General features: G+C 36.0%; 8 protein-coding genes and 1 pseudogene. All 9 read left to right on the top strand.

The genetic code is table 11. From position 1 onward, the window contains the following. Positions 1-2,661 (top strand): annotated as a pseudogene (locus VF06_RS13385) (type I polyketide synthase); the annotation flags it as partial. Further along, entirely contained in the window at positions 2,635-3,231 is a 597-nt protein-coding gene (locus tag VF06_RS42615; protein WP_244918020.1) for a phosphopantetheine-binding protein, read from the top strand. The pseudogene VF06_RS13385 and the gene VF06_RS42615, both read left to right, overlap by 27 nt. A gap of 87 nt (positions 3,232-3,318) precedes the next feature. After that, entirely contained in the window at positions 3,319-4,092 is a 774-nt protein-coding gene (locus tag VF06_RS13380; protein WP_099066307.1) for a class I SAM-dependent methyltransferase, read from the top strand. Between the two features lie 97 nt (positions 4,093-4,189). After that, positions 4,190-8,299 (top strand): non-ribosomal peptide synthetase, encoded by a 4,110-nt coding sequence (locus VF06_RS13375; RefSeq protein ID WP_099066308.1) that lies wholly within the window; start codon positions 4,190-4,192, stop codon positions 8,297-8,299. Then, positions 8,299-9,693, top strand: coding sequence for a cytochrome P450 (locus tag VF06_RS13370; protein WP_099066309.1), 1,395 nt, complete (start codon positions 8,299-8,301; stop codon positions 9,691-9,693). The genes VF06_RS13375 and VF06_RS13370 overlap by 1 nt, the downstream gene beginning before the upstream one ends. Before the next feature lie 63 nt (positions 9,694-9,756). Continuing rightward, on the top strand, positions 9,757-11,145 hold the full coding sequence (locus tag VF06_RS13365) for a cytochrome P450 (RefSeq protein WP_099066310.1): 1,389 nt from the start codon (positions 9,757-9,759) through the stop codon (positions 11,143-11,145). 50 nt (positions 11,146-11,195) lie between these two features. After that, positions 11,196-12,083 carry an SDR family NAD(P)-dependent oxidoreductase gene (locus tag VF06_RS13360; RefSeq protein ID WP_099066311.1) on the top strand — a complete coding sequence of 296 codons (888 nt, stop codon included), beginning with the start codon at positions 11,196-11,198 and terminating at the stop codon, positions 12,081-12,083. Positions 12,084-12,162: 79 nt separating this feature from the next. Continuing rightward, entirely contained in the window at positions 12,163-13,203 is a 1,041-nt protein-coding gene (locus VF06_RS13355; protein WP_371411452.1) for a ferredoxin family protein, read from the top strand. A gap of 10 nt (positions 13,204-13,213) precedes the next feature. After that, positions 13,214-14,593: an MATE family efflux transporter gene (locus VF06_RS13350; RefSeq protein WP_099066312.1), complete on the top strand. Its 1,380-nt coding sequence runs from the start codon at positions 13,214-13,216 to the stop codon at positions 14,591-14,593. Positions 14,594-14,600 lie beyond the last annotated feature (7 nt).

The following is a 14,600-nucleotide window of genomic DNA, read 5'->3' as shown; positions in this document are numbered from 1 at the left end:
ATGCAAGAATCAACGGTAAATCTAGATATAGCAATAGTGGGAATGTCTGGTCGTTTCCCTGGTGCGAATAATATCGAAGAATTTTGGCAGAATATCCAAAATAAAGTTGAGTCTATTTCATTTTTATCGAATGATGATTTAGCTGATTTAAATTTAGATGCGGAAGTTTTAAACGACCCAAATTATGTTAAAGCTGCGCCTATATTACCAGATATCGAACATTTTGATGCTCGATTCTTTGGCTACAGCCCAAAAGAGGCGGAACTAATTGACCCCCAACATCGCTTATTCATAGAGTGTGCCTGGGAAGCTCTGGAAAATGCTGGATACGACCCAGAAACATACAATGGTTTGATTGGTGTTTATGGTGGCGTCAGCACTAATACTTACTTTTTTAATAACATATATAATAATGTTAATTCTAGAGTTATTGCTAACAACTATACTTTTAATAAAGATTTTTTGACTACAAATGTTTCATATAAATTAAATTTAACAGGCCCAAGTATAGGAGTTCAAACTTACTGTTCTACTTCATTAGTTGCCTTACATTTAGCTTGCAAAAGTTTACTCGATGAAGAGTGCGATATTGCATTAGCTGGTGGAGTTACAATCATCGTTCCCCAAAAGTCTGGTTATTACTACGAACAAGATGGCATTTTATCTCCTGATGGTCATTGTCGAGCCTTTGATGCTAAAGCACAAGGTACTATTTTTGGCAGTGGATTGGGAATAGTTGTATTAAAAAGATTACAGGATGCCATCGCAGATAAAGATTATATTCATGCAGTTGTTAAAGGTTCAGCAATTAATAATGATGGTTCTTTAAAAGTTAGCTACGCCGCGCCTAGTGTCAATGGTCAGGCTGAAGTAATTGTGGAAGCTTTAGCAATTGCTGGAATAGATGCTGATGATATTTCTTATATAGAAACTCATGGAACTGGAACTGCTGCTGGAGATCCAGTGGAAATTGCAGCATTGACTAAAGCTTTTCGGGCTTTTACATCAAGAAATAACTTCTGTGCCATTGGTTCAGTTAAACCAAATATCGGACATTTAGATATAGCTGCTGGCATAGCAAGTCTCATCAAAACTGTACAAGCATTAAAATATCAAAAACTACCTCCAAGCATCAATTTTGAAGTTCCCAATCCAGAAATTGATTTTAAAAACAGTCCTTTTTATGTTAATACTCAATTAACTGATTGGAAAACTCACAATAGTCCTCGGAGAGCCGGAATTAGTTCCTTAGGATTTGGTGGAACTAACGCCCATGTAATTTTAGAAGAAGCACCGCAAGTTAAATATTTTGATAAATCTAGACCTTGGCAATTAATTTTATTATCAGCGAAAACTAGCACAGCTTTAGAAAGTGCAACTGCCAATTTATTAGCGTACTTTCAACAAAATCCAGAAGTAAACTTAGCTAATGTTGCTTATACTTTACAAGTAGGTCGTAGAGCTTTCAATCATCGCCGCATATTGGTATGTCAAAAAGTTGAAGACGCTGTCACTGTATTAAAAACACAACAGTCAGAACGGACTTTTACTGTATATCAAGAGCATAGAGATAAACCTGTAATTTTCATGTTTTCCGGACAAGGTTCGCAATATGCAAACATGGGTCGGGAACTGTATGAAGTGGAAGCAACTTTTCGCAAACATGTAGATAATTGCGCCGGAATTTTGCAACCACACCTCGGTGTTGATATCCGCGATTTACTGTTTCCAAAATCAGCAGAAATTACCGCAGCTAAGGAAAAATTACAACAAACAGCCTTTACCCAGCCAGCATTATTTGTAATTGAATACGCCTTGGCTAAATTATTCATGTCATGGGGTGTGCTACCTGCGGCGATGATTGGTCACAGCATTGGAGAATATGTTGCAGCGGCGATCGCAGGTGTATTTTCTCTTGAAGATGTCCTGTTCATCGTGGCAAAAAGAGGACAACTGATGCAACAGTTACCGCCAGGGAATATGTTAGCAATTAAGCTTGGTGAAAAAGAAGTGCAATCGCTAATTTCCGAATCTGTAGAAATTGCAGCCATTAACAGTCCAAGTTCATGTGTAGTTTCTGGAACAAAAGAAGCGATCGCCATACTAGAAAATCAATTATCCTCTCAAAAAATTGAATGTCGTTTGTTGCATACCTCCCATGCATTCCATTCTCAAATGATGTCGCCAATCTTAGAGAAATTTGAGCAATGCTTCCAAAAAATTAAACTGAATCCACCACGTATACCTTTTATTTCCAATGTTACTGGTAATTGGATTACAGACTCACAAGTCACAAATCCTAATTATTGGAGCCAACATTTACGAGAAACTGTGAAATTTTTCGATGGGATAAATCAACTATTAAATCAGTTTGAAGCTGTTTTTTTAGAAGTCGGCCCTGGGCGAACTTTAAGCACATTAACCAAACAACATTTAGATATCAATGCTAAACAAAATGTGCTGACTTCCCTACCTCACGTACAAGAGCAAAAATCCGATGTGAATTTTTTGTTAGAAACATTAGGTAAGTTATGGCTTTTTGGTGTAAATATAGATTGGTCAGGATTTTATACCCACGAACAACGTCATCGTTTACCTTTACCTACCTATCCCTTTGAACGAGAAAGATACTGGATAGATACTAAATTTTCATCAAATTCATTAAACACTAAATTAACAACATTAAACTCCACCCAAGAATCAAAAATCTTAGAAAAAGTAAGTGGATTAGAATTAGCCATTACTCCAACAGAAGCTATAGAAGCATTTAAAAAAATACTATCTCTAGAACAACCAACTCAAATCATTATATCTACAGTAGACAATCAAGCTGGACAAAATTATGTATTTCATCTTGATTATTTCAAAAATTCCCAACCTACTAATCAATTAGATTCATCCCCACGCTATTCTAGACCGCAACTAAGTAATCCCTATATTGCTCCCACAAATGAATTAGAAAAACAAATTATCCAAATTTGGCAAGAGGTACTTGGAATTACAGAAGTTGGTATTTATGACAATTTTTATGAATTAGGAGGAGACTCTCTCATTGCTACTCAATTAATTTCTCGATTGCGGGCAAAATTCCCTATAGATTTAGCCCTACGTGACCTTTTATCGCAAGCCACAATCCCAGCTAAACAAGCAGAAATGATCGAGCAACTTCTATTAGAAAAAATAGAAGAGTTATCCGAAGAAGAAATAGAAGCTCTTTTAGCTAACCAATAAATCTTTTTCTATTTTCTCCGTTTTCTCTGCGCCTCTGCGGTTCGTTATTTAATTGTAAACCTTCATTCACCAATACAAAAAGAGTCTATGTCCCTACTAAATGCTGCTCCCAACTATGAACCCATCGCTCGCCTACAAAACGAATTCAAGAACACACCTGAAGTTTTAGAACAAGGTATATTACCTGCTTTAGAGCAAATAATGTTATCACAGCTTCCTCCTGGAGCGCATATTCTTGAACTTGGTTGTGGTTCTGGATATTTAGCACAACAACTTCACATTAGAGGATATAAAGTTACTGGAATCGATGCTTCCAAAAGTCTGTTAAACTACGCTAAAAAAAACGCCCCAGAAAGTGAATTTATTCTGAGTGACATACGTCAATTTGATTTACCAGCCATCTTTGATGCAGCCTTAGCCAATGATGTCTTCCATTTTTTTCACAGCAACGAAGATTTGAAAACGGCATTCAAAAACATATATACCGCACTTAAAGATGGTGGTATATTTGTGTTTAATATACCAATAACAGACTGGCTACATGAAGCCGCTCAAAACAACAATTTTAATATTGTTAATATCAACGAGCAATGCTCATTAATAGAACTATTCTACTACAAACCCGAAGAAAGACTCTGGGAAATAAAAGTCACAGGCTTTGAATTAATAGATAAAAACTGGCAACGCTCAGACACAGTTTGGTTAAGAAAAGACCACTTTTTAGAAGAAGTTGAATCAACTTTAAAAGATGCTGGTTTCACACAATTTAATTACTATAACACCAGAGATTTTGGAGAAAGCGAAGACATAGCTTGCTTTGTTTGTCAAAAAACCTCCCTTAATACAGAGAGTAGCCAATAGTGAGTTATCGGTAAATTTCTCCTCCCCCTCCTCCTCTCTGCGCCTCCGCGCCTCTGCGTGCAAATAAATATCTTCAACCTCTCATCAAACATTATCAATGGATAAACATCTTTCTAACTTATCCCCAGCTAAAAAAGCCCTGTTAGAAAAATTGAAAGCTGGCAAATTTCAAGCCGACACTATTCCCAAACGCCAAATTTCTCACAACATCCCCTTATCTTTTTCTCAACAAAGACTCTGGTTTATTGACCAACTTTACCACGGGAGTTCCTTCTACAATATTCCCATTGCTTTTCATATCAAAGGATACCTAAATATTACTGCCCTTCGGCAAAGTCTCAATGAAATCCTCAAGCGTCACGAAATTTGGCGGACAACATTTAAACTGATAAATGGAGAGCCAGTACAGGAAATTACACCTAATTTAATTTGGGATTTACCCATAATTAATCTCCAACATTTATCCAATCACAATTGGGAATCCCAGGTTAAAGAATTTGTAGCTAAAGAAGCAGCAAAACCCTTTAATTTAGCTAAAGAACTTTTAGTCAAAGCAACTTTACTACACTTAAACGAACAAGAACACGTCTTGCTTATAACCATGCATCACATTATCACCGATGGATGGTCTTGTGGGGTCTTTTTGCGGGAATTGTCAACGCTATATGCAGCTTTTTCCACAAATCAACCTTCTCCCTTACCCGAACTACCAATTCAGTATGCAGATTTCGCAATTTGGCAACGCGATCGCATTCAAGGAGAATTCCTCGCCACCAAGTTAAAATACTGGAAGCAACAACTAAGCGGCGAACTTCCTGTACTCCAACTACCCACAGACCGTCCCCGACCTAGTGTCACAACTTTTGCAGGTGCGAAGCAATATTTTACATTCTCCACAACCTTAACTAATGCACTCAAACAATTAAGCAAGCAAGAAGACGCCACTTTATTTATGACCTTGCTGGCAGCTTTTAATATATTATTAAATCGCTATACAGACCAAGAAGATATTTTAATTGGCTCTCCAATTGCCAATCGCAACCGAACAGAATTAGAAGGAATGTTGGGTTTATTTGTTAATACTTTAGTATTGCGTAATAACCTCAGTGGTAACCCCAGATTCAGCGAATTTTTACACCGAGTCCGCCAGGTAACTCTCGATGCTTATGCACATCAAGACTTACCTTTTGAGATGCTTGTAGAAGAATTACAACCAGAACGCGACTTAAGCAGAAATCCCCTTTATGAAGTCATGTTCGTTCTACAAAATACTCCCACAAACGTACAAGAAGTATCTGGATTAACTCTGCGTACTTTAGACTTTGATAGCGGTACATCGCAACTAGATATTTTCCTGTCGATGTTTGAATCCCAAGAAGGATTAACAGGGTGTTTGGAATACAATACCGATATTTTTGATACAACAACCATTAGTCAATTTATCAAAAATTATCAAACTTTATTAGAAAATATAGTTCTTAACCCACAACAGCATATTTGTGAATTATCACTACTAACTGCCAGCGAACAAGAGCAATTATTAATTAAATATAATCAAACCAGTGCAGAATATAAAAATTTATCTCTCAATCAACTATTTGAAAAACAAGTTGAATTAACACCTGATTCCATAGCGTTAATTCATCAGTCTCAGCAAATAACTTATCGCCAACTTAATGATAAAGTTAATCAACTAGCGAATTATTTACAAAAACAGGGTGTCACAAAAGAAACCCTGATTGCTATCTGTCTAGAACGCTCAATAGACATGATAGTGGGAATTTTAGCCATTCTCAAAGCTGGCGGTGCATACATTCCTCTAGAGCCAAGTTATCCAGTTGAGCGTTTAAATTTTATGCTCTCTGATTCTCAAGCATCAATATTAATTAGCAATCAAGAAATATTAGAAAAACTATCATTATCTTTACCAAAAATTATTTGTCTCGATATCCAAAAAGACGAAATTGCTCAACAAAGTCCACAAAACACCATTAACATTTCCCAACTCGATAATCTTGCCTATATCATCTACACTTCTGGTTCAACTGGACAACCAAAAGGCGTTCTTGGCACTCATCGGGGTACAGTAAATGGCTTACACTGGCTATGGAAAACTTATCCTTTTACCCCAGAAGAAGTTTGTTGTCAAAAAACAGCTATTAGTTTTGTAGATTCTGTTTGGGAAATTTTTGCCCCTTTACTTCAAGGAATTCCTACAGTAATTATCAGCAATGCAACTCTACTAGACCCACAGTTATTTATAGAAGTTTTAGCGCATCAGAAAGTTACTCGAATTATACTTGTACCTTCATTACTACGTTTACTTCTAGAGAATTATCATCATCTAACGAAGAAATTATCACAGTTAAAACTCTGGATAACTAGCGGCGAAGCACTATCTATTAACTTAGCTAAAACTTTCCGAGACGCAATGCCATTTGCAAAATTAATCAACCTTTATGGCTCTTCGGAAGTTTCTGCTAATGCGACTTACTACGACATCAGTTTATTACAAAACCAAGCAAACACCGTCCCCATTGGTCGTCCTATTGACAATACTCAAACCTATGTATTAAATCGTAATTTACAACCAACACCTTTAGGAGTTATAGGGGAACTTTATATTGGTGGTGATGGTTTAGCTAGGGGATATTTACATCGTCCAGAATTAACGCAAGAAAGATTTATTGATAACCCATTTATTCCGGAAACAAAGCTTTACAAAACCGGCGATTTAGTACGTTATTTATCTGATGGTAATTTGCAATATTTTGGTCGTGATGACGCACAAGTAAAAATTAGAGGTTTTCGCGTAGAATTAGGTGAAATAACTAGTGTAATTAACCGACATCCAGAGGTGCAAGATGCTGTTGTCATTGCAGTTAATGATGCTGAAGAAAATCAACGTTTAATTGCATATATTGTCACAGAAAAACAAGACATAACTGCACAGCTTTTGGTATATTTGCAACAAAAATTACCTTCTTATATGCTCCCCTCTGCCTTTGTGGTATTAGATGCACTACCACTGACACCTAACGGAAAAGTAGATAAATATTCTCTTCCCAGAGATACAGTTATCCAAGTAAATACTACTAAAACTTTAATTACTCCCCGAAATTTTACAGAATTATCATTAGTCAAGCTTTGGGAAAATCTCTTAAATACTAGCCCTATTGGGGTAACAGATAACTTCTTTAACTTGGGCGGTCACTCCTTTTTAGCTGTACGTTTAATGGCTCAAATTCAAGATAGATTTGGGCATAACCTCAGCCTATCTACTCTTTTTGAAAATCCCACAATTGAGAAATTAGCTGCAATTGTTAGTCAGCCATTTCGGGAGAGTTCTAATTCTCCTGTGGTAGCAATCAACTCTTCTGATTCCAAGCTACCTTTCTTTTGTATACATGGCGCTGGTGGAGGTATTAATCACTATATTAATTTATCTAGAAGGCTTGGTGAAGATTATCCATTTTATGCTTTGGAACATAACCCAGATACAGAAGAACCTGAAATTATTTCAGTTGAAGAAACTGCAAGTTATTACCTGCAAGAAATTCGCAAAATACAGCCAAATGGCCCTTATCTTTTAGGCGGTCATTGTTATGGTGGTGTACTTGCTTTTGAAATGGCGCAACAATTACAAAAACAAGGGGAAAGAGTGGATTTGTTAGTTGTAATTGATGCCATTCTTGCAGAAACCCGCATTGAATCTACAAAAGACGATGATGCCAAATTCCTACTCCGCATGGCTGAATCAATCAAAACTGACAGCAATATAGATTTTGCAGTTTCTTTTGAAGAACTCCGAGATTTATCGCTCAGCCAGCAAATTGATTTGATTAATCAAAAAGCAAATTTCATTTTTACTGATACAGAAATTAAAGATTTTATTCGTTATTACCAACTCTTTAAGGCTCATGTCCAAGCAATGCGGAATTATGTGCCACTTGTTTATCCTGAGTCCATGACTTTATTGAGAGCTAAAGAAGAAATTATCCACGATTTTGAAAGCCCAGAATTTCATACTGATGACCCGTTACTAGGTTGGCGTAAATATTCTATTCAACCTATTAAAGTTATAGAAATCCCTGGCGATCATTTTTCAATTTTTGTGGAACCTCATATTCAAGAATTAGCTAAAACTTTAAGAGTTTGTATTGATAATGCAGTATCAAATTTAAATAATGGGAGTAAAAACAACTAATGAAACTACCCCCAGGCCCGAAAACACCATTTTGGATGTTAGGTATACAATTTGAGTCTAATCCTTTTGGCTATTTGGATGCTATTTCCCAACGTTATGGTGATATCGTCACTCTCATATCTGGTGCTACACCAATTGTTTACATCAGCAATCCTTTAGGTATAAAAGAAATTTTCACAAATACTAAAGAAATTCTCGCTAGGGGTGAATTAAATGAAGATTTTGCCTTTATTACAGGAAACCAAGGTATTCTACAACTTGATGGTTTAATTCACAAAAATCGGCGTAAACTTCTAATGCAAGCTTTTCATGGAGCGCGGATGCAAGCCTGTGGAAAAGGTATCTGCGAACTCACAGAAAAGATGATGAATAAACAAGTAATTAGAAAACCTTTTGTTGCTTATCCGGTGATTGAAGATATTACTTTTCAAGTGGGTATAGAGCGGGTAATTGGTTTGTATGCAGGAGAACGCTACGACAAAATTAAACATTTATTTGCATCTTTGCTAAAACTCGATCGCCAATCTCTAATAATTAAAATTATTAATCAAATTTTATTCAATAAAGATTTAGGTCAATGGAGTCCACAGGGATATCTCTTGCATCTACGACGAGAACTTTTTCAATTACTATTGACTGAAGTTGAAGAACGCCGCCAGCAGCCAAATTTGTCATCAACTGATATACTTAGCGATTTGTTATTGGCTCATGATGAAACAGGTGAAGCATTAAGCAATGAAGAAGTGCGCGACCTTTTAATATCACCTATATTTGCGGCTGCTGATGCTTCTGGAACTGCTATTAGTTGGGCTTTGTATTGGATTCATAGTTTAAAAGATGTCCGAGACAAATTACTCCAAGAACTTGATAGTCTTGGTGAAAATCCAGACCCCATGAGCATTGTTGCATTACCGTACTTAAGTGCTGTATGCAATGAAATTTTGCGAATTTATCCAACTCAATTGTTTGCATTTCCTCGATTAGTGGAATCTAGCGTTGAGATTATGGGCTACGAACTACATCCAGGTACAATACTGATTGCTAATATTTATTCGACCCACCAGCGCGAAGATTTATATCCAAATCCTAAAATATTTCAGCCAGAACGTTTTTTAGAAAAACCATTTTCTCCTTATGAATTTTTACCATTTGGTGGCGGTTCTCGTGTGTGTATTGGTGCAAATTTTGCCCTATTTGAAATGAAACTTATATTAGCAACGATTCTTGCAAATTATGAATTAGAGTTAACCAGCAAACGCCCAGAACGTCCCAAATTTGCCGGCTTAATTTGTTCTCCTGCAAGCGGCGTGAAAATGGTAATGCGTAGTCGCCGTCAACAAGAGACAGGGGAAGTAGGGAGTAAGGGAACTGCAAAAAAAACTATTCCGGCTTAGGTCGTTGACTATCAACAGTTAACAGTTTTCTATGTCTAGAAATTATGGAGTTAAATAACATTTATGACACTACCTCCTGGCCCTAAAACACCTTTGTGGTTGCTACGTCATCAGCTTAATACTAATCCCACTGGTTTTTTGGATGGTCTTTACAAAAGCTATGGCGACATTATCACTATAATGTACGGTTCTACACCAATAGTTTATGTCAGTAATCCGTCAGCAATCAAGCAGTATTTAACTAATACTAAAGAAATTACAATCTCTAGCCTTCCCCCTGGAGATTCTCCGATTACAGTCGGACAAATGGGACAACAAGGAATTCTTCATCTCGAAGGTTTAATTCATAAAAATCGTCGTCCTATATTGATGAAGGTTTACCACGGCGAGCGGATGAATGCTAGTGGAAAAAGTATTTGCGAACTGACAAAACAAATTATTAGTCAACAAGCAAGTAATAAAAGTTTTATTGCCCATGAAATATTATCAAAAATTACTTTACAAGTAGCTATAGAGGTTGTAATTGGCTTACGAGAAGGAAAGCGTTATGAAAAAATTAATCATTTATACACATCTTGCATTAAATATGAAAGAAGTTTACTATTTAATTTAATCAAAGACCTACCTTTTACACAAATAGATTTCGGTCGTTTAAGTCCGTGGGGATATCATAAATATCTCCTAAGGGAAATTTTTGAATTTTTATACAATGAAGTTAAAGAACGCCGCCAGGAAGCAGATCCTTCACGCACTGATATGCTTTGCGATTTAATATTTGCTTGTGATGAAACAGGTAAATTATTCAGTGATGAAGAAGTCCGGGATCTTTTGTTTTTACCAATATTAGCAAGTAGAGATGGTGCAACGCATTCGTTGACTTGGCTTTTATACTGGGTTCACCGTTTACCAGATGTTCGCCAGCAATTACTTGAGGAACTAGATAGCCTTGGTGAAAACCCAGATCCCATGAAGATTGTTGCTTTGCCTTATTTGAATGCTGTTTGTTGCGAGTCTTTGCGAATTTATCCAAGTCCGATATTTTCATTACCAAGGGTGGTAGTTTCCCCTGTGGAAATCATGGGCTATGAGTTAACTCCTGGTACAGTACTAATTACTAATATTTATTCAACACATCAACGTGAAGATGTATACCCGGAAGCGAAACAATTTCAGCCAGAAAGATTTCTCCAGAAAAAATACTCTCCCTATGAATTTATTCCCTTCGGTAGCGGTGCCCGTAGTTGTATTGCAGGGTCTTTTTCTATTTTTCAAATGAAGCTTGTATTAGCAACAATTCTTGCAAACTATAAATTAGAACTAGTGAACAACCGACCAGAAGCACAAGAACATGCCAACGACCAATGTTATGCAAAAAGCGGTGTGAAGATGGTTATGCGTGGCCCAAGTCAGCCTTTAGAAAAGTCAAAACCGCTTGTTTCTAATTTGTTTTAGTTTTGAATTTTAGTTGTTTATTTAATTAATATACGTAGGATAAAATTACTATGGATCGAAATGGAAAAGGCGCAGTTGTCATTACTGGAACATCCACAGGTTTAGGCCGAGCAACTGCACTTTTATTAGCTAAACAAGGATATCAAGTTTTTGCTGGAGTCCGCACTGAGAAAGATGCACAGTCTCTCAAGCAAGTTGCATCTGGGAATTTAACACCAATTATTATGGACATCACAAAAGCTGAAGAAATTAAATCTGCTACTGAATTTGTTTCTTTGGCAGTTGGTGATGAAGGATTATTTGCATTAATTAATAATGCAGTTGTCGCTGTAGATGGGCCTTTAGAATGTATTCCCATAGATGAAGTGAGGTTTAATTTTGAAGTCAATGTTGTTGGTCAAATTGCTGTGACACAAGCATTTTTACCATTGATCCGAAAAGCCAAAGGTCGCATCATTAATATCAGTGCAATTTGTGGCAGGTTAGCTTTACCTTATAGAAGTCTTTTATCGGCTTCTAAATTTGCGATCGAAGCAATTACAGATTCTTTACGAATGGAATTATTTTCCACTGGAGTTGAGGTTATTTCAATTTTACCAGCAGGTATAGTCACTCCAGAACAGGCTGACAAAGTAGAAGCTAGTTATCAGCAAACATTAGCAGATATGTCACCGGAAATTAAAGCCATATATGGCAAGAATTACAAAACTTATATGCAAGGTTCGGTAGAAGATAATCGCAGTGGAGGTTTACCAGCTGATAAAGTGGCAAATACAATTCTTCAGGCTTTGGAAGCTCGTAAACCTAAAAGACAATATTTTGTTGTGCAGTCATACTGGCGTCTAAATATGTATGCTTTATTTAAGAGGTTAGTACCACACCAATATTTTTATGACAATTTTTATCAGGATATGCGAAAAGGTATGGAACTTGATTAGTAATTTTTTACTGTAGAGATTAACTTTGCTTTTTTAAATTTTGTCATTTGTTCTCAGAAAAGCAAATGAACAATCACTAATGACTAAAAAACAGATAGTAAAAATGCCAACTCAACATGTGAAAGAACTTTTGGGAAGAAATTGTCGTTTTTGTTCCTTGGTTTCTAAAGCTAATGGAGAAGACTTGATTGGAACAGCAGGTACTTGGGAACATTGGTTGATTATGGAAGTTCCACAACCTTGGCCGCAAGAAATATTCCAAGAAAATCCAATTATTAAGTCAGTAATAGATTTATTCCAAGAGTTGATTATTCAGCATGGGGTTAATTTAAAACCGATGTTAATTGCCCCTGACCGCGAATATTCTCATGCTGGTTTTACCCGCATTTTCTACTATTATCGTCCTGGAAAACTGTTTTCTCAGTTTGAGAAACAAGAGTTTGTGGTTCCAGAAAGTAAAGCGGCTGATTTGTTGACAGCAATATTGCAGCAGTTGATACAACAACCGAATAATTTATCCCAATTTCAGCAGTATAAACAACAAACAAGTGAAATTCGCGAACTGATGGTGTGTACCCACGCTCAAGTTGACCTTGCTTGCGGTAGATTTGGGACTCCATTATATAGACAATTACGTAAAGAATATGCTGCTGTTTCTCATGGAAAACTACGAGTTTGGCAGACAACTCACTTTGGCGGTCATCAATTTGCACCAACATTAATTGATTTACCCCAAGGTTCTATATGGGGACATTTAGAGTCAGGAATATTGGATTTATTAGTGCAACGAAATGGCTCGGTTAATGATTTACGTCAGTTTTATCGGGGATGGACTGGTTTAAACAAATTTGAGCAAATTGCTGAGTGCGAAATTTGGATGCAGCTTGGTTGGAATTGGCTAAATTGTTTGAAAGCAGGGAAAGTATTGGCGATGGAAAAAGATGGTGACTGGGCAGAAGTGCGGATTGATTTTGCTCTACCAGATGGCAGTATTTCAGGCGCTTATGAAGCGAGAATTGAAGTTTGTGGTGAGGTGATGAGTGCATTTAACTCAGCAAAAGAAATGAAGTTAGAAGCAGTGAAGCAGTATCGTGTTAGCCGTTTGGTTAAGGTCGAGTAAAAAATAAAAAATGATTTCCCAAAAACAATCTCAAATCACTAATGAAATTCTTGATGGTAGCCTTGTTAAACTGATGTTTAAGTTATCAATTCCTAGCACTCTAGGAATATTGATGCTGAGTTTAAATACTTTTATTGATGCTTTATTTGCCGGAAGATTTATTGGTGAAAATGCTTTAGCTGGCATTTCCTTGGCACTACCAATTATTACTATAATCAATGGATTTGCTTTTTGTATTGGGGTGGGTTCTGCTTCTGTAATGAGTAGAGCTATTGGTTATGGAGATGTGAAAACTCAGTCGAAAATATTTGGTAATTTAATAGTGATGAGTGTTGTAGTTTCACTATTAATTACTATTATTGGTTACAACTTTGGTGAAAAGTTAATTTTATTAATGGGAGGAACTGGTGAAGTTACTTTAGAAGGCACAAAATATTTTAATACTTATATACTAGGTTCAGTATTTTTGATTTTAGCGGAAGCTTGTAACAAACTAATAAAATCAGAGGGAGAAATTAAATTAACCTCAATATTTGATTGGTTATTTGTAATTACGAATATTGTATTAAATTATATATTTGTTAGTGTATTTAAATGGGGAATAGAAGGAATTGCTTTTGCGACAGTTTTAGCGATGGTTGTTTATAGTATCGTCAATTTAGGTTATTTTATAATTGGCAAAAGTTCCATTCCAGTGAATTTTAAAAAAATAGCGATCGCCATTGATTTAATTCCCCCCATTTTATCAGTGGGCATTTCAGAATTATTATACCCATTTACCATTTTGCTTGAAGATTTCATAGTTTATAATTCAATTTCTGACTATGGAACAAATACTGATGTCGCCTTCTTTGGAGCAACGGGAAAAATAGTTGCAATTGTATTTATTCCTATTATTGGTTTTTCCCAAGCACTACAGCCTATTATTGGCATGAATTATGGCGCACAAAATTATGGCAGAATTAAAAAAGCATATTTAACTTTTGCAATTATTGGCACTATCTTATTAATAGGTATTTGGCTGCCATTACAATTATTTCCTAAGTTTTTTTTAGAATTACTTCTCCCGAATGTTAAATTTATGAATGACGATTTGCTAAATTTTAGAATTCTCAGCGTCTTAATGCCAATATGGCCTTTAGCATACTTTAGTAATACTCTTTTTTTATCCATAGGTAAAGGTAAAACTGTGTTAGTAGTAGTTTTACTAAAAAGTTTAATCTTAACTGTGCCAACAGTGATATTATTGTCTAAATTTATAGGAATCAGAGGTATATATTCTGGTATAATGGTTGCAGATATTATATTTATGTTAATTGTTTTAGTGTTAACAATTATAGAATTTCAATCTTTAAATTCTCTGCAAATGCAAACAACAAAAGTTAATTAATATCAAT

Origin of the sequence: Nostoc linckia z4 (assembly GCF_002608075.1) — a bacterium.
Taxonomy (GTDB): domain Bacteria; phylum Cyanobacteriota; class Cyanobacteriia; order Cyanobacteriales; family Nostocaceae; genus Nostoc; species Nostoc linckia.
Note: the sequence above shows the minus strand (reverse complement) of the source record. Positions and strands in the feature narration are given on the sequence as shown.

Coding starts and splice junctions, on each gene's coding strand:
- VF06_RS13370 (WP_099066309.1), top strand. CDS start 8,299: ATGAAACTACCCCCAGGCCCGAAAACACCATTTTGGATGTTAGGTATA.
- VF06_RS13350 (WP_099066312.1), top strand. CDS start 13,214: ATGATTTCCCAAAAACAATCTCAAATCACTAATGAAATTCTTGATGGT.
- VF06_RS13360 (WP_099066311.1), top strand. CDS start 11,196: ATGGATCGAAATGGAAAAGGCGCAGTTGTCATTACTGGAACATCCACA.
- VF06_RS13380 (WP_099066307.1), top strand. CDS start 3,319: ATGTCCCTACTAAATGCTGCTCCCAACTATGAACCCATCGCTCGCCTA.
- VF06_RS13375 (WP_099066308.1), top strand. CDS start 4,190: ATGGATAAACATCTTTCTAACTTATCCCCAGCTAAAAAAGCCCTGTTA.
- VF06_RS13355 (WP_371411452.1), top strand. CDS start 12,163: ATGACTAAAAAACAGATAGTAAAAATGCCAACTCAACATGTGAAAGAA.
- VF06_RS13365 (WP_099066310.1), top strand. CDS start 9,757: ATGACACTACCTCCTGGCCCTAAAACACCTTTGTGGTTGCTACGTCAT.